The 18,624-nt window shown below is 46.6% G+C and carries 19 protein-coding genes and 1 tRNA gene; 10 read left to right on the forward strand and 10 right to left on the reverse strand.

Annotated elements, in window-relative coordinates:
- Nucleotides 1-2 precede the first annotated feature (2 nt).
- From KN811_RS01485 to KN811_RS01505, 5 genes are all read right to left on the reverse strand, one after another.
- Complete coding sequence (locus KN811_RS01485) at nucleotides 3-836, reverse strand: helix-turn-helix domain-containing protein (protein WP_187965094.1); 834 nt, start codon at nucleotides 834-836, stop codon at nucleotides 3-5.
- Nucleotides 837-1,048: 212 nt separating this feature from the next.
- On the reverse strand, nucleotides 1,049-1,945 hold the full coding sequence (locus KN811_RS01490) for an alpha/beta fold hydrolase (RefSeq protein WP_247716384.1): 897 nt from the start codon (nucleotides 1,943-1,945) through the stop codon (nucleotides 1,049-1,051).
- A gap of 19 nt (nucleotides 1,946-1,964) precedes the next feature.
- Nucleotides 1,965-2,375 (reverse strand): SRPBCC family protein, encoded by a 411-nt coding sequence (locus KN811_RS01495; RefSeq protein WP_187965095.1) that lies wholly within the window; start codon nucleotides 2,373-2,375, stop codon nucleotides 1,965-1,967.
- A gap of 303 nt (nucleotides 2,376-2,678) precedes the next feature.
- On the reverse strand, nucleotides 2,679-5,222 hold the full coding sequence (locus tag KN811_RS01500; protein WP_187965096.1) for a bifunctional glycoside hydrolase family 9 protein/polysaccharide deacetylase: 2,544 nt from the start codon (nucleotides 5,220-5,222) through the stop codon (nucleotides 2,679-2,681).
- Nucleotides 5,223-5,371: 149 nt separating this feature from the next.
- Nucleotides 5,372-5,444: transfer RNA gene (locus KN811_RS01505), tRNA-Gly, on the reverse strand.
- Between the two features lie 247 nt (nucleotides 5,445-5,691).
- Here KN811_RS01505 and KN811_RS01510 point away from each other — a divergent pair.
- Together KN811_RS01510 and KN811_RS01515 are read left to right on the forward strand one after the other, a co-directional pair.
- The gene (locus tag KN811_RS01510) at nucleotides 5,692-6,150 is read left to right on the forward strand and encodes a GNAT family N-acetyltransferase (protein WP_247716385.1); all 459 of its coding nucleotides are present in this window, start codon (nucleotides 5,692-5,694) and stop codon (nucleotides 6,148-6,150) included.
- Nucleotides 6,151-6,194: 44 nt separating this feature from the next.
- A complete protein-coding gene (locus KN811_RS01515; protein WP_187965097.1) occupies nucleotides 6,195-6,926 on the forward strand; it encodes a M15 family metallopeptidase in 732 nt (243 codons plus the stop codon).
- 103 nt (nucleotides 6,927-7,029) lie between these two features.
- On the opposite strand, the gene KN811_RS01520 is transcribed toward KN811_RS01515, so the two are convergent.
- Nucleotides 7,030-7,422 carry an ankyrin repeat domain-containing protein gene (locus tag KN811_RS01520; protein ID WP_187965098.1) on the reverse strand — a complete coding sequence of 131 codons (393 nt, stop codon included), beginning with the start codon at nucleotides 7,420-7,422 and terminating at the stop codon, nucleotides 7,030-7,032.
- A gap of 722 nt (nucleotides 7,423-8,144) precedes the next feature.
- Here KN811_RS01520 and gpmI point away from each other — a divergent pair.
- From gpmI to KN811_RS01535, 3 genes are all read left to right on the forward strand, one after another.
- Nucleotides 8,145-9,662, forward strand: a complete 1,518-nt coding sequence (gene gpmI / locus KN811_RS01525) for a 2,3-bisphosphoglycerate-independent phosphoglycerate mutase (RefSeq protein WP_187965099.1) — start codon at nucleotides 8,145-8,147, stop codon at nucleotides 9,660-9,662.
- Between the two features lie 172 nt (nucleotides 9,663-9,834).
- Entirely contained in the window at nucleotides 9,835-10,104 is a 270-nt protein-coding gene (locus KN811_RS01530; RefSeq protein WP_187965100.1) for a Sec-independent protein translocase subunit TatA/TatB, read from the forward strand.
- 132 nt (nucleotides 10,105-10,236) lie between these two features.
- Nucleotides 10,237-10,824, forward strand: a complete 588-nt coding sequence (locus KN811_RS01535) for a phosphatase PAP2 family protein (protein WP_187965101.1) — start codon at nucleotides 10,237-10,239, stop codon at nucleotides 10,822-10,824.
- On the opposite strand, the gene KN811_RS01540 is transcribed toward KN811_RS01535, so the two are convergent.
- Nucleotides 10,780-11,421 (reverse strand): O-methyltransferase, encoded by a 642-nt coding sequence (locus KN811_RS01540; RefSeq protein WP_187965102.1) that lies wholly within the window; start codon nucleotides 11,419-11,421, stop codon nucleotides 10,780-10,782. The two genes, KN811_RS01535 and KN811_RS01540, sit on opposite strands and share 45 nt — an antisense overlap.
- 145 nt (nucleotides 11,422-11,566) lie before the next feature.
- Here KN811_RS01540 and kynU point away from each other — a divergent pair, with 145 nt between their 5' ends.
- Nucleotides 11,567-12,838, forward strand: coding sequence for a kynureninase (gene kynU, locus KN811_RS01545; RefSeq protein WP_187965103.1), 1,272 nt, complete (start codon nucleotides 11,567-11,569; stop codon nucleotides 12,836-12,838).
- A gap of 83 nt (nucleotides 12,839-12,921) precedes the next feature.
- The gene (locus KN811_RS01550) at nucleotides 12,922-14,277 is read left to right on the forward strand and encodes an FAD-dependent oxidoreductase (RefSeq protein WP_187965104.1); all 1,356 of its coding nucleotides are present in this window, start codon (nucleotides 12,922-12,924) and stop codon (nucleotides 14,275-14,277) included.
- 154 nt (nucleotides 14,278-14,431) lie between these two features.
- Here KN811_RS01550 and KN811_RS01555 read toward each other — a convergent pair whose 3' ends face one another.
- From KN811_RS01555 to KN811_RS01565, 3 genes are all read right to left on the reverse strand, one after another.
- Nucleotides 14,432-14,884, reverse strand: a complete 453-nt coding sequence (locus tag KN811_RS01555; protein ID WP_187965105.1) for a DoxX family protein — start codon at nucleotides 14,882-14,884, stop codon at nucleotides 14,432-14,434.
- A 120-nt stretch (nucleotides 14,885-15,004) separates the two neighbouring features.
- Complete coding sequence (locus KN811_RS01560) at nucleotides 15,005-15,574, reverse strand: Crp/Fnr family transcriptional regulator (protein WP_187965106.1); 570 nt, start codon at nucleotides 15,572-15,574, stop codon at nucleotides 15,005-15,007.
- A 57-nt stretch (nucleotides 15,575-15,631) separates the two neighbouring features.
- The gene (locus KN811_RS01565; RefSeq protein ID WP_187965107.1) at nucleotides 15,632-15,988 is read right to left on the reverse strand and encodes a winged helix-turn-helix transcriptional regulator; all 357 of its coding nucleotides are present in this window, start codon (nucleotides 15,986-15,988) and stop codon (nucleotides 15,632-15,634) included.
- 184 nt (nucleotides 15,989-16,172) lie between these two features.
- On the opposite strand from KN811_RS01565, the gene KN811_RS01570 reads away from it, so the two are divergent.
- From KN811_RS01570 to KN811_RS01580, 3 genes are all read left to right on the forward strand, one after another.
- Nucleotides 16,173-17,066 carry an NAD(P)-dependent oxidoreductase gene (locus tag KN811_RS01570; protein WP_187965108.1) on the forward strand — a complete coding sequence of 298 codons (894 nt, stop codon included), beginning with the start codon at nucleotides 16,173-16,175 and terminating at the stop codon, nucleotides 17,064-17,066.
- A 40-nt stretch (nucleotides 17,067-17,106) separates the two neighbouring features.
- Nucleotides 17,107-18,000 (forward strand): NAD(P)-dependent oxidoreductase, encoded by an 894-nt coding sequence (locus tag KN811_RS01575; protein ID WP_187965109.1) that lies wholly within the window; start codon nucleotides 17,107-17,109, stop codon nucleotides 17,998-18,000.
- Between the two features lie 145 nt (nucleotides 18,001-18,145).
- Nucleotides 18,146-18,553 (forward strand): RrF2 family transcriptional regulator, encoded by a 408-nt coding sequence (locus tag KN811_RS01580; protein WP_187965110.1) that lies wholly within the window; start codon nucleotides 18,146-18,148, stop codon nucleotides 18,551-18,553.
- The last annotated feature ends 71 nt before the right edge of the window (nucleotides 18,554-18,624 follow it).

Raw genomic sequence — 18,624 nt, forward strand, 5'->3', positions numbered from 1 at the left:
TGCTATGATCCCCGGGTAAAACCAGCCAGGAAACCGGTGGGTGTATAGCCCGTAAATTCCTGGAATGTACGAATGAAGTGCGACTGGTCTGCATAGCCGTTGTCGTAGGCAATATCCGAAAGCCTGGAATAATCTTCGGACTGCAGTTGCATCATGGCTGACCGAAACCTGCATATCCTGGCATAAAGCCTGGGCGAAATGCCCACGTGTTCCCGGAATTTGCGTTCGAAGGTGCGTTCGGAAACCCGTATATCCGTCCGGAGCGCTTTTAACGACAGGTCGCCCTTGCTCTGTGTCAAACGGGAAGTAGCATAGGTAATGCTTTCGTCCATTGTGATCTTTTTCCGGGTTATCAGATCGAGAAGGAAGCGCGACATCACTTCTATACGGTTTTCTGTATTTTGGGAAGCGAGGAGTTGTTCCTTAACATATTTTCCCCCGGGAAAAGGCAGCAATTCAAAATCAATGCAGTTATCCCTGAGCTCATCGGCACGTATGCCGAACAAGGATCGGATGAGATGGGGATAAAGGATAAATATCACGGCATTTGCGCGTCCGTAAGTATGGATGTTTATCGGTTTTATGGTCTGGCCATACAAGAACAACGACGATAATTTCTTCTCATGGAGAATTACATCGGTTTCGGATTCGACATACATAATACCCGGGCAGCCATCCGGAAAGAAGGGCATGCCACCGGCCTGGTGGTCTGTGCTGAATTGTTGAAAGGACAGCACAGACTTTACATAAGGATGTAATTCCTGTGGTATGGTACAGGTAATATCGATTTGCTCGAATAAATACGAAATGCAAAAAGGGAGCAGTGTTTGTTCCATCTTTTAATAAAAAAAACAAAATACGATGTCTAATTTACGTAAAATTAAACAGAACCGATGGGGAGGTCTCGGTGGTATTCGGTATTCAGTGATCGGTATGCGGTATCTCAACAACTGACCGCTGAATACCGAATACCGACCACTAATCCCCGTCCAGAAATTCTTCAACAAGGACGATAGTCGCTTCCGGAGCTTTGCTGTTCTTGTATGTGTCAGTGCTTTTCCTGTCCAAAAAAAGATTCCCGGGCCGGGGTGTTGGTTAAGAACGGTTCAATAAATGCTGATATGGGTTCTGTGTCCATCATCAGCCCAACATGGGTTTTGCCGGGAAGTATAACCAGTTGTGATTTTGGCAGGCCTTCGACATCTCCAAAGACATTTCCGCCACAGAGTTTGTACATTTCTGTTTTATGACTCAGGTCTACACCGTCATTATCGCCCATGATAAACAATACCGGGGATTTTATATTTTTGATGTTTTCAGCTTCCAGGTCATAATTTAATTTGTCGAAGGCTATGAATTTCTCAACAAATGCCGTCCAGTCGCCGGGGTTCGGGGCTATTTTATCATACTCGGCCTTTAAGGGAGTATTGTCGAGAAAACCGGGTTGAAGTGAATGAAATGTTTCACGCGCTTTGGGCAGCCACCCCTCGAGTTTGTATGCCGTAGAGATGATGACCATTTGATCTATCATTTCCGGAAAGTCGATAGCAGTCTTAAGGGCTACTGTTCCCCCGAAGCTATACCCTATAATATCTGCCTTGTCAATATCCAGGTGTTTTAACAGCCCTGCTATATCGGAAGCGAGGTCTTTGTAGTTGAAAGGCCTGTCGATATCTGCCGTACGGCCGTGTCCCTGCATTTCTACCGCAATGACTTTCCTGTTCCCGGATAAGACAGGGATAAGCTGTGACCAGTTAAGGTCAATAGTCATGTAGGCCCCGTGTAACAGGATCACGGGTTCTCCCTCACCGTAAACCTCGTAATACATTTCCAGTCCATTGACCGGGGCCAGTCCGGAATCGGAAGGCTTAACGGTTTCCTGACAAACGGCAGCCATAACCGATAACAGGGCTATAGCTGCGGTTAAAACAGTTTTTTGTATCATTTCTTGTATTCTAAAATTATTAACTCTTCTCGGCATAAGCCTTGAAATTATTCAGAATAGCCTGCCACCCTCCGCGCTGCATTTCTATCGGGTTTTCGCTTTCGGGATCAAAAACGGTAGTGACTTCGGTCTTGTCACCTAGGTTTTCAAAATGGGTAGTTGCCCGCCTGCCATCTGTCATCGTATAAGCAATCTTCTTATGGTCAACCACTTCGTCATAAATGGCCTCGAAGTCAAATCCGAAACTTCCGTCCTTGGCTTCCATTCTGGAGTGGAGTTTTCCACCTGGTTTTAAGTCGTTCTCCGCTTTCGGACAGTGCCAGTCGTCGGAGGGAGAGTTCCATTTTGTGATGTGTTCCGGTTGGTTCCATAATTCCCATACTCTGGCTACCGGGGCGTTTACGGTGTTTTTTACTGTGATCTGTTCCATGATTTCTGTTTTTTTAAGGTTATTATTTATTAGGGTTCAAATTTTAAGTTTAATACGTATAAAGAATAGAACGAAACCGACATGTCCTCTATGTTTTGCCGACAATACAAAGTTGCGGTGAAAAACGTGAATACACGGGGTGCAAAAATGTCAATTAAAAGGGGCTGTTTTGCCAAATGGAACACAAAGACGGGTTTATGTTCATTTTTCCCGCAGCTGATGCAGATCTTCGCAGAAAGCAATAAAAATCTGCACCTATCTGCGGGCTATTTTTTGAATTGAATCATTTTTTTAGTCCGTAATTCACATCGTATCAGTGAGGCGCAGGTCTTTGTCGTGTGCTGAAGTCTGATCTATAAGATCTTTTATCAAAACAAACTCGTAGCCTTTCTTTTCGAGCTCTCCGATCAGGCTATCCAGTTTAGTGTAGAATTTGTCTGTTCGTTCCGGGCTGCTGCCGATATGGGTTAGGAGGAAGAACCCGTTCAGTCCCCGGGTGTTTTCGTATTCCGTAATGGATGTGTATATGGCTTTGCTGTCTTTATAGTTTTTATCGTCCGGTCTGGTGTAATCGGCATGAGAAATGGTGCCGGGCGTATAATTGATGAGGGTAAGCCCGAGTTCACCAGACCATTGTGTGATGGTGCTGTCATTCCATTCATAAGGCGGAAGGAAGTAAGGGGCCTGCGTTTTGCTTATCCCGAAGCGGGACATTTCTGCGTAGTTCTGTTGAATGTCGGCTGTGAATTCTTCTTTGTTGACCAGAAGTTTTTTCTCGCCGGACCAGTCATTATAAAGGAGGTGTTGATCTGAATGGGGGCCGAGGTAATGACCATTTGCAGCCAGTTGTTCTATCAGGGAGCTGTGATCTTTATTCCGGTAAAAATCTCCTGTAAAGAAGAAAGAGGCTTTGATCTGGTGTTTTTTTAATGTCTCTGAGATGGTATGGCCTCCATCTGCATATTCATGGCCGCTGAAGATCAAAGCTATTTTTTTCTGCTTGCGGTTGCCGCGGATCAGGGCCCCGGTCGGGTCATGGCTGCCTGTTGTCGCTTTGCGATCCCCGTTCCCTTCGGCCTGCATGGAAGAAAGACCGTAAATAAGGCAGGCTGTTCCGTCCATGGTGGGCTCGTTGGTGGAGTAGTCGCCCACATCGTCGTGATAGACTATGGCATCTGACTGAAAGTCGGCATAAGGGTCTTCCCTGGTAAGCTGCAATCCTTTTAAACTGTTAAAAATAGAGCCGTATACAGGGCCGTCTACCAACCCGCCATCGGTCATGTAGCCGTAAAGATGGGTCAGGGAAGAGTGCGGGTAAAACGGGGTATCTCCTTCATCGGGAAGGCCTACCACCATGCTCGTGCCCCAGGGGTTACACCCGAAAAGCCAGTCGCGCAAAGCTGCTTCCATAGTTTCGTACCTGGTGTCTCCGGTCAGTTTTCTGTACAGGATGGCCTGGCTCCATGCTGCGGTTACGAGATTATTGGAACACCATACAAAAGGGGTGCCGATAAGGAAAGGGCCGTCTTTTCCCCTTTGGTAAAGCCGTTCCAGTCCCTCGGCGTAATACAGAGCAACGGTTTTCTTTTCTTCCGGGAGTACAGAGCCTGCCAGTTCGTAATGTCCGGCGTTCAGAAAAGGATAGAACTGGTAGTGCCTTACCGTATCACGGCCAATCCAGGGCGTTATTTTTTCTGCAGCAGCATAGTTTAGCCCGTCTTCTTTATAGGTATCGTTACCGGTAAGTTTATACAAGGTTGCCGCAGCCAGTTCCATATCGTCTTTCCAGTTGTCTTCTTCGTAAAAATAGGGTTGAGTGCCGGGAGCTGTCTGCGATACTCCGGGGTGTTTTTTTCCGTAGGCATAAGCGTCCCGGGCATGCCGGAGGAGTGTATCGGCATAATCGGGGTAAAACTCTTTCAATACCCCGGCACCCAGGGCAAAGGAAGAGGCGAATTTTCCGGCGGTAGAAGCTACTCCCGTAGAGCGGTTTTTATGCTCAAATAAACCCTGTGGTTTTCCTGAGGCCAGGTAAACGGGGCGTCCCCTGAACCTTTTGTCATAGACAACGCTATCGTGATTGGGAAGCCGGAAACCGGCATGGTCCCGGTCGTCTGCGATCTGGTTGTAGTATTCGTCCGGGGAAGGGTTCATTTTAAGGAGCCAGTCCATACCATATCTGGCCTCGTCAATGATGTCGGGAATGCCGTTGCTTCCCGGTGATCCGTCTTCATTGTGAGCGTCCCCAAAGGCTTCCGGGTTTTCCCGGTAGGAGAAAAGAAGCTGGAATACGGCGTTGGCCGATGTCGCCGTATACTGAAGGTAATCGGTGGCATCGTGCCAGCCTCCTGTGACGTCTATCCGTTGACCATTTTCCTTTTCCGGGTGATAAATAATGTAGCCGTCATCCGTATGGCAGGAGTCCCTGAGATATGGATTGAACCCGCACCTTTGTTGCCGCATATATCTCAGGAGAAAATCGGCTGTATGGTCATAGACCTCCGGAGCTATACGGAACTCAGGCGATCTGGCATTGCCGGCTTCGATATAATATTCGCCTTCTGTTTCAAATTCCGAAAAATCGAGGCGAAAAGAAGTCTTAAAAGGACCGTACTTCCCTTTGGCCTCCACCTTGTCCGATTCGTAGACCGGCTCCCCGGTTTTGGCATCGTGCAGTGAAAAGGAATGAAGTTCGAGGGTTTCGTCTTTGGAACCCAGTACGGCTGCTTTAACGGTATGGGGCAGATATCCCAGCTGATTGATACGTATCCAGGATTTGTTTTCTTTTTCGGAACATCCGGAGCATAGTATAAAAAGGAGTACAATGACAGGAAATACTTTTTTCATGGGTTCGGGTTCATGGTTGATATCAGAACTTAAAAATAAGGTATTTTTTGCATATAGTATGCGGTTTGATATACACCGGGAAGGAGAGAGAGGATAGCAGCAGGGGGTATAAAACAAAAAAGTACCAGTTAAAAACTGGTACTTTAAAGAGCGGGAGACGAGGTTCGAACTCGCGACATTCAGCTTGGAAGGCTGACGCTCTACCAACTGAGCTACTCCCGCGTATTTACACCTTAATACAGGCGGCTTATCAATAAGGGCATTTGCGATAAATGCGGGGCAAATATAAATAATCCGGAGTATTCCGTCCAAGAAAAATTTTGTGTTTTTTACCGGGATGATCATTGCTTCGGCCATGTTTTTCTACCGATCCCGGATTATTTGTTTTAATTTCAGGAGATTATAGTTAGATCGGGGAATTTGGTAAAAAAGATTAATTTTACTGTGATAAAATTGCTCACGAAAAAGAATGATGGAAAAAACTGCTTTTTATACCATTAAACAAATAGGTGCCAAAGAAACATATCCTGTGCGCCATCCTGTACTCCGTAAGGGCCTGCCCTTGTCTACCTGTGAATTCGATGGCGATGATGACGCGGCAACCTTTCATATAGGGTTGTATATGGGAGACAGGCTGGCCGGTGTGGTAACGATGCTGGAAAACGATCATGCCCTGTTTAAAGAAGAACGGCAATTTCAGCTACGTGGAATGGCCGTGCTGGAGGAATTTCAGAAACAGGGGCTCGGCCAGGTACTGGTTCGCGGGGCGGAAGAGGAAGTGCAGAAAAGGGGAGGACACTTTATATGGATGAACGCCAGGAAGATCGCGGTTAAATTTTATGAAAAACTGGGGTATACCATTGCCAGTGACGAGTTTGTCATTGAAACCGCCGGCCCGCATTATGTGATGTGCAAATCGTGGAAATAAACCTGGTAGGTGAGTTTCCTTTAAAAATATCAATAGAGAGACCTATGAAAAGAAGAACCTTCTTAAAATCTGCAACACTGACCACGGCTGCATTCGGAGTGTTTCCCGTTCAGATGTTTGCTGCTTCGCGTTATTCTTATGACGATCTTATCGGTAAGGGAAACCCTGAACTTTTCGGAAAGGGGATCAACCTGCGGAAGGAAGCCTATGAAGCCTTCGTAGAAATGCGGCAGGCTGCGGCCAAGGAGAAACTGGATATAAAAATAGTATCGAGCTATCGCGATTTCTACCGTCAGAAAGCGATCTGGGAGCGAAAATATAAACAGTATACCAAAAACGGATCAACTCCGGAACAGGCCATACAAAAGATCATCGAATATTCCACCATTCCCGGGACTTCCAGGCATCATTGGGCTACGGATATCGATATTATAGACGGGGGGGCAACATATTCCGGTGATGTGCTGGTGCCGGAAAAATTTCATGGCAATGGCCCGTTCCGCCCTTTGAGGCAATGGCTGGATGAGAACGTTAATAAATACGGGTTTTATATGGTATATACCGATAAACCGGACCGCAAAGGGTTTAAATACGAACCCTGGCATTACAGCTATGCCCCGGTTTCTGTACCCATGCTCCGGGCCTATAAAAAACTGGATGTAAAAGAGATCATTACACAGGAAAAAGTGGCTGGCGCTACCCATTTTACCGACGATTTTATAGCGATGTACAGAAACGAGAATATACTGGATATAAACCCCGAACTTATTCCGTAATTCACTGTCGGCACCCCTTTATATAAGCTGTCGGAACTAAAAAACCCTGCCGGCCGGCAGGGTTTTGAACTAATTAAAATAATTGAAAAATGAGAACAAAGTCTCATGCTTTTAATGCTTTCTCGATCAAAGCCACGGCATCTGTTGCATTGGACAATTCGGCATGTTTAAGAGCGGTAAAACCTTTGTTGTCCTTCACCTTGAGTTTGGCTCCGTTGGCGATGAGCAGTTTTATGATCTCCACTTTGTTATACCTGGCGGCATACATCAGCGGAGTCATCCCTGCAGACTTTTGATTGACATCGCTACCCAGTTCGATAAACTTTTTCACAGTTTCTATATCTCCCTTGGAAATGGCCAGGCAAAGCGGACTGATATTGGTTATTTTTGTAACTTCAACTTTATAGTTGGCAAAAGGTCTTTCGTTGGATGCTAAGGTAGTATTGGTAAATGCTACCATAGCGATCCCGGCTAAAATAAGAACTGTTTTTTTCATGATGCTTGTTGAGTTTATGGATTAATTTTCAGTGATTTAAAATTTAAAGCGCTTTTGTTTAAAAGACGGATAAGATTTTCTATTGTTACACCCGGTAGGTTTTTATAACAAAAAATTAACAGATCAGTTCGGAGATAAAGGAAAGGCCCGTTAGCGTAACAATGCACGTACGGGTAAAACTTTTTTTTATCTATCGAACGATTCATAGGGTTTTGTTTGTCTTGTAGATAAGGGATTACCGTGCCAAAATTGTAATACTTTGTATATCAGTCACTTATTTTAAAATGTAACTATGAATGGTGTTCGGTTTAGATACACTTTATGTTCGTTAGCAATACATTTTATTGCGCGGGAAGCCAAAGGGCTTGTTTTTTTCGGCGAAGATAAAATTATAGCGAGGCTTGTGTATTAACCGCATATTAAAAAGGGGTGTTCTTTTTGTTATCCTGTCAAAAAAAGCGGTATTGTACTAAGGCCTTTGTAAAAAGCACGATCTCCCTGACAGGATTTAAAAACTTTATCGTTTTCTGTGTATATCTTAACAGCGAAACAATCCTCATTTAGGGATAGTATTCGTACTTTTGCATGTAGGACACAGGGGGTGTAAAACGTAACAAAGCCCTGGAACGGAAAAACCTGAAACATTGAACCTTAACCCTTTTAAGATGCGTTTGTCCTGTGAATGAGGCCAGTTATTTTATTTTTAAACAGAAAAACAGAACATGAACAAAAAAGTTTTATTGATGATCCTCGACGGATGGGGAAAGTCCCCCGATCCGAAGATCTCGGCGATAGATAATGCAAATACACCTTTTATAGATTCCCTTTATAAAAAATATCCCAATGCCAACCTCCTCACGGATGGTATGAATGTAGGCCTGCCGGAAGGGCAGATGGGCAATAGTGAAGTAGGGCATATGAACCTCGGTGCCGGAAGGATCGTGTACCAGGACCTGGCCAAGATCAACCTGGCCGTGGAAAAAGGAAGCCTGTCTGGCGAAAAAGAGCTGGTCGATGCATTTTCCTATGCCAAAGAAAAAGGAAAAAACGTTCACTTTCTGGGCCTTGTGAGTGACGGGGGAGTGCATTCGCACATAAACCATCTTAAAGGGTTGCTGGATGCGGCCGACGGGGCCGGACTGAAAAATGTATACGTACATGCCTTTACCGACGGCAGGGATGTGGACCCTAAAAGCGGTAAGGGGTTTATCGCGGATATACAGCAATACTGCCGGGAAAAGAATGCAGCCCTGGCCTCTGTTACCGGGCGTTATTACGCCATGGACCGGGACAAACGTTGGGAAAGGGTAAAACTGGCTTACGATGCCCTTGTTAACGGTACGGGCGACCTTACTGACGATCCGGTAGGTGCCATACAGAAAAGCTATGACGAAGGCGTAACCGATGAGTTCATAAAACCGATCGTGGCGGATAACGGACAGGGGGCACCGGTAGCAACAGTACAGGAAGGTGATGTGGTCATATTCTTTAACTTCCGTACAGACCGGGGAAGACAACTTACCCAGGCCCTGAGCCAGCAGGATTTTCACGAGCAGAACATGCACAGGCTCAACCTGTATTTCGTGACCATGACCAACTATGACGATACTTTTGAGAATATCCATGTGGTATACGACAAAGAAAACATAAAGAAAACCCTGGGAGAGGTGTTGTCTTCGGCAGGTAAGAAACAGATCAGGATAGCGGAAACCGAAAAATATCCGCACGTCACTTTCTTTTTTAACGGCGGACGGGAAGAGCCCTTTGAAGGCGAAAGCCGTATTTTGTGCCCTTCGCCCAAGGTAGCCACGTATGACCTTCAGCCCGAAATGAGCGCTTATGATATACGCGATGCCATAGTCCCTGAACTGAAAAAGGGAGAAGTGGATTTTGTGTGCCTCAATTTTGCCAATCCCGATATGGTAGGGCATACAGGGGTTATGGAGGCAGCCATCAAGGCCTGTGAAACCGTGGACGAATGCGCCCGGGATGTAGTTACAGCCGCCCTGGAAAACGGGTATGCTTCCATTATCATCGCCGATCACGGTAACTGTGATACCATGGTCAATCCCGATGGAAGCCCGAATACAGCGCACACCACCAACCCGGTTCCGGTGATCCTGGTAGACGGGGACGTCAAAGAGGTCCGCAACGGCATCCTGGGAGATATTGCCCCGACGATCCTGAAATTAATAGGCATACCCCAGCCGGAAGAAATGACCCAAAAATCGTTGGTGTAAATTGTCAAAGAGTTAAGAATGATATGTTATGCCTTAGGTACTGGCGTGTTTGGTATACAATCCCCGGTTACTAACGCATAACATATCATTCCAAATATCAGATATTTTAACACCAATACAGAAAAAGGAGTGCAAACTTCACTATATTTGTATCTATATTTATAAGAAGGTTATGTTTTTATTTATCAGTGGACCGGAAATACTTTTTATTCTCTTCATCGTAGTGATGGTTTTTGGAGCTGACAAGATCCCTGAAATTGCCAAAGGGCTTGGCAAGGGGATGCAACAGCTCAGGAATGCCACCAACGATATCAAGTCCGAGATACAAAAAAGTGCTGAAAAACAGGGACTGGATAGTAGCCTCAAGGATATAAACGAGGAGATCAATAAAGTGAAGGACGATATGGACGAGATTGGCGGGTCTATCAAAAGACAGCTTTAACCGGCTAATGCGATGCGCTGAGTGCAGCCGAAGCGCGCCAATGAGTTAATGTGCCGATGCGATGCACTGAGCGTAGTCGAAGTGAGCGAACTGTCGAATGATCACATTGACACATTATCAAACCAAATATTAATGACTGCTTTGTGGCCGGACTTCGATAATGGCCTTTTAAAATTCATAAATCATCTCGGCACTTTCCAATGGGACATCTTCTGGGGATACACCACTAACATTGTAGCCTGGATTCCATTATACCTGTTTTTTATATATCTTGTGGTCAAGAATTTTTCCCGGCAGAAAACCCTGGCCATAATTACCACCCTGTTATTTACACTTGTCTTTACCCTCCTCTTTACCGAAATGATAAAAGAGCTGGTACAACGTTCCAGGCCGTTAAATGACCCTGGCCTGCAAGAAGAACTGCGCGTTGTGATCCGGGCATACGGATACAGTTTTTTCTCCGGGCATGCCTCCAATTCCATGGCTGTAACGACTCTTTTTGTACTTTTTTTGCGAAAAAAACAAAAATGGGTGTATATACTTTATCTCTGGCCCCTGTTCTTTGGTGCCAGCCGGCTTTATTTCGCAGTGCATTATCCCACCGATGTATTCGTAGGATGGCTGGCCGGATTTCTTATAGCCCTGGTATTTTACCGTTACCTGGGCCACACACTCCTAGACTACGCGGCATATCGTGAGGCCGTCCCGGACAGGAAGTAATACGGTCTCTACCCTGGGGTCTTCCTTGAGTTTTTTATTGTATTCCAACAGGGCTAAGGTGCTTTCGTCGTCCGGTTTTACTTCTTCAACCACCTTGCCGCTCCACAATACGTTGTCGGAAAGAATAACACCACCTTTGTTCATCTTGTCCATAATAAGATCGAAATACCTGTGATAGTTCGGTTTGTCGGCATCGATAAAAGCCAGGTCGAATTTGGCATCGAGCGTGGGAATGATGTCCAGGGCATTGCCTGTGTGCTGTTTTATCTGTTTGCCGTAGTCGCTGCGGTCAAAATACCTGCGTTGCAGATCGTACAATTCCTCATTGATGTCAATAGTGTGCAACGCTCCGTCCTTTTGAAGCCCTTCAGCCATACACAGGGCCGAATACCCGGTGTAGGTACCCACTTCCAGGATATAGCGGGGCGCAATGAGTCTGGATATTAAGCTCAGGAACCGCCCCTGGAAATGTCCGCTCAGCATCCTCGGGCGCAGTACCTTTAAATGGGTTTCCCGATTGAGTTCGCGGAGCAGTTCCGGTTCGTCTTCCGTATGTTGCTCTACATAGTGCTCTAAAACATCCGATATAAAGTGCATGATTTTTATTTTTTACAAAGATAAAGGATATATGGCATACGGATAACACGGATATTACGGATAAAATCTGTGAAAATCGGTATCATCCGCCTCATCCGTGTGCCATTTTCCCCGGAATTCCTTATTTTTACCGAAACAAAAAAGAATGCAGTTTGAGAATACAAGGGCATTTGCAAAAACGATGGATGCCCGCGATCCGCTGAAAAAATATAAAGACGAATTTATCTTTCCCCGTGTAAACGGAAAACCGGTGATCTATTTTACCGGAAATTCCCTGGGACTGCAACCCAAAAGAACCCGGAAATATGTTGATGAGGTCATGAAAGACTGGGCGGAACTGGCCGTTGAAGGCCATTTTTATGCCCAAAAACCGTGGTGGGACTATCAGGAGCGGTTTGCAGGGCCCCTTAGCCGGGTAGTAGGCGCCAAACCTTCTGAAGTAACTGTGATGAACACCCTTACGGTGAACCTTCATCTTTTAATGGTATCCTTTTACAGGCCAACACCGAAACGCTACAAGATATTGTGCGAGGCCAAAGCCTTTCCCAGCGATCAGTATATGTTGCAAAGCCAGGTGAAGTTTCACGGTTTTGACCCGGCGGATGCCATTGTTGAAGTGGAAAAACGGGAAGGGGAACACTATATCCGCACAGAAGACATCATGGCGAAGATCGAAGAGACCGGGGACGAGTTGGCCCTGGTACTGATAGGTGGGGTGAATTACTACACCGGACAGGTATTCGATATGAAAGCCATAACCCGGGCCGGGCATCGTACAGGCGCGCTTGTAGGCTGGGATCTGGCACATGCCGCGGGGAACATCAAATTACAGTTACACGACTGGGAGGTCGATTTTGCTGCCTGGTGCAGTTATAAATATATGAACAGCGGCCCCGGGAACGCTTCGGGAGCCTTTGTACATGAAAAACATCACGATAACGGAGATCTTCCGCGATTTGCCGGTTGGTGGGGCCATAACAAGGAACGTCGTTTTCTGATGGAACCCGGCTTTGACCCTGTTCGCGGGGCAGATGGCTGGCAGGTGAGCAATCTGCCTGTTCTGTCGCTGGCTCCATACCTCGCATCGATAGAAATGTTCGATGAAGCAGGGATGGATGCCCTGATCCGGAAAAGGAATGAACTCACGGCATACCTGGAATTTATCCTGGAACAGGTAGATGCCGGTACCGATAGTAAGTTCGAGATCATCACCCCCCGGAATCCGGAAGAAAGAGCGTGCCAGCTGTCCGTATTTTTACACGGTCAGGGAAAGCCATTGTTCGATTACCTGATGAAAAACGGAGTGATCACCGATTGGCGCGAACCCAATGTCATCCGCCTGGCCCCGGTGCCTTTCTACTGTTCTTTCGAAGATATGTATGAATTTGGACAGATATTAAAAGAGGGAATTAATTAAAAAGACATAAGACTTTAGGACTTAAGACGTAAGACCCTGGAAAATTGTCGTGTGCCTTAAGTCATAAACCATAAATTCAGCTGATGCAGACACCAAAGAAAACAGCAATAGTAGGAAGCGGACTGGTGGGCTCGTTACTGGCCATATATTTAAGGCACAGGGGACACGAAGTGGATATTTTTGACCGTCGTCCCGATATACGGACCATAAAGTTCTCGGGCCGGTCCATAAACCTGGCCATGTCGCTCCGGGGCTGGCAGGCTTTGGAAGAAGTTGGCATAGCTGATGAAGTGAAAAAGGTGGCTGTGAGGATGGATAAGAGGGCTATTCATATGCCAGGCAAGCCCCTGTACTTTCAGTATTATGGCAAAGAAGGAGAGGCCATATATTCCATTTCAAGGGACGTTCTCAATAAGAAGATGATCGACCTGGCCGAAGCGACCGGGGCCCGTTTTATATTCGAATCCAAGGTGTGGGATGTGGACCTCCCGGAGGCCACCATCCATATCGGGCAGGCCCAAAGGGAAGCCAGGAAATACGACCTTGTCTTCGGTGCCGACGGAGCCTTTTCCCGGGTGCGCCACAAAATGCAGCGCCAGAGCAGGTTCAATTATTCCCAGGAATTCCTGGATAGCGGTTACAAGGAGCTCACCATACCGCCCAATCCCGACGGATCGCACAAACTGGACAAACACTCGCTCCATATCTGGCCCAGGGGAGCGTTTATGCTTATAGCCCTGCCCAATCTCGACGGGAGTTTTACCTGTACACTGTTCATGCCTTTTGAAGGAAAGAATTCTTTTGAAATGCTGGACACCGAATCCAAAGTGCAGGAGTTTTTTGAGCATTATTTTCCCGATGTGGTGGAAGATATCCCAAGCCTGTTGAAAGAATTTTTCAAAAACCCTACCAGCGCCCTTGTTACCATTAAATGTTTTCCCTGGACCTACTGGGACAAGGTGGCCCTGATAGGGGATTCTGCCCATGCCATCGTGCCTTTTTACGGCCAGGGTATGAATGCGGGTTTCGAGGATATACAGGTATTGAACAACCTGATGAATGTACACGAAGACGACTGGGAAACCATCTTCAAACAATACCAGGCCGAACGCAAACCTAATGCCGATGCCATTGCCGAACTCAGCTTCCGGAACTTTATGGAAATGAGCACCAAGACAGCCGATAAACGGTTTATATTAAGAAAAAAGATCGAAAGCAGGTTTGCGGAAAAACACCCGGATAAATGGGTGCCCTTATACAGCAGGGTCACCTTTTCGGACCGCCCTTACGCAGAAGCCCTGGCAGAAGGCGACCGCCAACGGATCATAATGGACAAGGTGATGCAAATGGACAACATAGCAGAAATATGGGACAGCGGGGAAGTAGAACAGGAAATACTATCTCTCCTCAACCTCGTACCTTCTAAAGTTGCGAGGTGAGTTTTGGAGTCGTGGAGTTTTGAATTGGTCCCTGAGCACTTCGATTTTACTCAGTGCAGGCCCAAGCCGAAGGGTGGAGTTTTTAGTTATACTAAACTTCAAAATTTATATTTTCCCATCCTCTCACCCTCTCACCCTCTCACATTCTCACCCTCTAACTCCTGATCACAAAAAAATAGACCCAGCCGATAAACAACAGTTGAAGAGGGACCCTGAACCAGAGGTAATTGATACCGCTTCCGTCATATGTGGCTTTCTCCAGGTTTACATGGTGTAGTGCTGCGTGGATGTTGGCAGGGAGGATGAGCACAAAAAAAAGAATAAGCAACCATGCGGTGAGTACCCGTAAAGGCGGGATAAAAAGACCTATGGCAGCGATGATCTCTATAACTCCCGTAGCCAGTACCGTTTCCCTTTTGGCCGGAATAAAATCGGGGAGCATCAGGGCCATCCCTTCGGTAAATTTAAAATGCCCTATGGAGGTAAAAAGGAGCATAACGGCCATGGCCACTCTTCCCGAAAAGGAAAGATCCCACTTTCCGGTAGTTATTCCGGATATAACCAGGGAGATAGCAAAAGTAACGACCAATACGATCAGTGGTTTCATGAGCAGTGATTTTTGTGTTAATGTACCATGCAAATCTAAGGCAGGAAACCACCGGGATCAATGAACCTGGGTTAAGAAATACGAAGTATTCACGAATACCGTAAAGAAAACAATAACAAACTATGAGTAAATCCGCCTCCTGATACGGCTCAGGGCCTGGGGCGTAACACCTATATAGGATGCAATATATTTCAGGGGAATTTTTTGCAGCAGAACGGGGTTTTCTGCAAACAGGTTTTCATAGCGTTCCTGCGCACTTTGCCGTAGGAACGACATTTCCCTTTTACTCTTTTTTATAAAGAGCTCTTCTGCTGCTCTCCGGCCTATCTGTTGTCCGTCCGCAGACTCCCTGTATACCTTCTGGAGATCTGTATGGCTGATACTCCACAACACGGTATCTGCCAGGGCCTGTACGTAATAGCCCACGGGGTTTTGCATCAAAAACGAATCGTATGCGCTGACAAAAGAATTCTCAAAAGTAAAACTAAAGGTGATCTCTTTCTCTCCCTTGTCTGAATAAAACCGGACCATGCCTTTTTCGACAAAGGAAAGATATTGTTCTGTTTTTCCGCAGCACAGTATCAACTCGTTTTTTTTAAATTCCCTGCGGATGAGTTTCGAGGTAAAATGGTCGCTTTCCGTTGCGGTGAGTGGAACCAGTTTGTTAAAGTATTCCCGGATTTCTTTCATGGATGAGGCAGATTTACAGTGAGGGGGAGTATGCAAGATTGCGGAAGGCAGGATATCTTATCCCGCAGTTTCTTCAGTAACCTGCAACACATGATCGCGATTTTCCTCTCCCCATTTGTCCATGGCATCTATGATAAACAATATACCTTCCCCCACTGGGGTGAGGTTGTATTCTACCTTGAGAGGGAGCCCGGGATATATTTTTTTATCAATAATGCCGTGATCCAGTAATTCCCGGAGTTGCATATTGATAACACGCGGACTGGCTTCAGTGATATCCTGGTGCAGTTCGCTGGGGCGTTGTATCCCCCTCCGGATGGAATCGATGATACAGGGTTTCCATTTGCCGCCCAGCACTTTTGCAGTAATGGTAACACCACACTCCAGGTCTTCGGGGATCTTTCTTTCGTACATGATTAAAACAGCTTTTACACAAAAATAAGCAATTCGGTTAATATTTTTCAGTACCGTGGCCTTTCGGATCCCGCAAATTCCGTACAGGGAAAAATTTTTCACTGCCTGAATCTTTTTTCCCTTATTGCAGGAAACAACAGGTGTTCAGAACTTTGTGTCACTAATTTTTAAACAATATCATACAATGAACACATCAAACAAAATTCAGGCCAGGGTGTCCGTGATCGGACTGGGCAATATGGGGTACAAATTAGCAGAACTCTTATTGCAAAAAGGATATGAAGTAACAGTATGGAACCGCAGCGCCCACAAGGCAGGTGCCCTCGTTGCTGAAGGGGCAGTCCTGGCGGAAACTGTGGCAGAAGCGATAGCAGCAAGCCCTGTTACCGTAATCTGTGTCTATGACTACAATGCTACGAAGGCCATTCTCCGGCATGATGATGTAGCCGCTGCTGTCCACGGAAAAACATTGATAGAACTGACAACTGGCAGCCCGGAACAGGCCGATGAAGCCGAATCCTGGGCCAGGCGTAATAAGGCCACCTATCTCGACGGTGCCATCCAGGCTGCCCCGGAGCAGATGGGAAGGAAAGACACCCCGATCTTCATATCCGGCAATGAGGAGGTTTTCAGGAAGCATGGGGACCTTTTACAGGTGTTCGGAGGAGGGGTATCATACCTGGGCAGTCATGCGGGAGCAGCCTCTGCCATGGACCTCGCTACGCTTTCCTATCTCTACGGGTCCATTATCGGGTTTTTCCACGGAGCCCGGATCGTAGAGTCCGAAGGGATGGATGTAGGGGTATACGGCAAGCTGACTGCGGATATAACTCCCACTTTCGGAGAGTTCCTGGAACATGAAGGCAAGGTGATCCGGAGCGGCAATTTTGAAATTTCCCAAAGCCCGCTGCGGATATCCGTCGAAGCGGTGGAGCGTATCCTTAAACAGGCGAAGGGATCGGGGATCAATACGGAATTGCCCGAACTGGCCTCCGGGCTGTTGCAGAAAGCAAAAGCCGCAGGTTATGAAAACGAGGAACTCGCTGCCCTGATCAAGGTTATGAGAAAGAGTGCCTGAAGAAACTTAAAACTTAAATTTTACGCTTAAAAATAATAGAATGGAAGAAAATCATAAAACACCTCAAAACGTTACGGTATTAGGGCTTGGTGCTATGGGAAGTGCCCTGGCCAAAGCCTTTTTAAAGGCAGGTCATAGAACGACAGTGTGGAACAGGTCTGCAGATAAGGCCGTACCATTAGTTGAAAAAGGAGCCGTCGCGGCAGCCACGGTTTCCGAGGCGGTAGCGGCAAGCGAACTGGTGGTGATCTGTGTACTGAATTATGAGATTTTGGAAAAGATCGTGAAACCTGTGGCAGACGAACTTCAGGGAAAAACACTGGTAAGCCTCACCAACGACACTCCCGCAAAGGCGAGGCAAATGGCGTCGTGGGCTCAGGCTGAGGGAATAGACTATCTGGATGGCTCGGTCCTGGTACCTGTCCCGGAAGTGGGGCAGCCGGATGCTCTTTTGCTGTACAGCGGCCCCCGGCATATTTTCGATAAATACTTCCCCGTACTTCGGGCTCTCGGAGGAAAGAGCACCTACCTGGGAGAAGATCCCGGGCACGCGGCATTATACGATATTGCCATGATGAATATCTTTTATACCAGCCTCACCGGTGTACTGCATTCCTATGCCCTGCTGAATGCCGAGGGCGAACGGGCAGAGGAGTTCCTGCCCTTCGGCCGGCAAGTATTGGCACTGGCAGGATCGTTCCTGGAGAATTTTGCAAAAAGCGCAGATAAAAAGCACTATCCGGGAGACCTGGACAACATAACCATGGAAGCGGCAGGAATAGCTCATATTGTTCATGCCAGTCGTGATGCAGGTATAAATGTAAGCATACCGGAAGCCGTGAAAGGCGCTTTTGATCGTGCCGTAAAAGCGGGATTCGGTGCTAATGGAATGCCGGGTGCGATAGAAGGGATAAGAGCTCCGGAAAAAAACTGAAAACAAAGGTAAACGATCTGAAGCCTATAACCCGGAGACCCGTTCTTTCCGATACTATTCTGAAAGAGCGGGATTTTTTTGCCAGGGTATTCCTGAGGTATTGAAAAAAGTAATATCTTTGTACTGTAATAAAAAATATTACAGAATGAACAATGTCCGTTTTGCCACCGCTTTACACATACTCACGCTACTCGCCATCATGAAAGACGAGTTGCTGTCGTCTGCATTTATTGCCGGAAGTGTCAACGTAAATGCCGCGGTGATACGGAAAGAGATCAGTAACCTTAAAGCCTGCGGTTTGGTAGAGAGCAAGGAAGGGAAGGGAGGAGGAAGTTTCCTGGCCAGGCCGGCATCTCAGATAAAACTTTCGGAAATATACGAGGCCGTGAGACTGGTACCCGTACTGGGCAGGGCCAATACGCCCAACCCGAAATGCCCGGTAGGGAAGAAGGTCAATGAACACCTGGAAACGCTCTATGAGGAAACCGATAATTATGTAGTCCGGAAATTATCGACGATAAGCCTGGAAGAATTTGCCGGTAAATTTGGGTGATATTTTTTTAAATAAAACTGTAACAAAAATATATACAGTAATAATAAGAGTAAAGTTCAATTTTAAACATG

Origin of the sequence: Sinomicrobium weinanense (assembly GCF_018863395.1) — a bacterium.
GTDB lineage: Bacteria > Bacteroidota > Bacteroidia > Flavobacteriales > Flavobacteriaceae > Sinomicrobium > Sinomicrobium weinanense.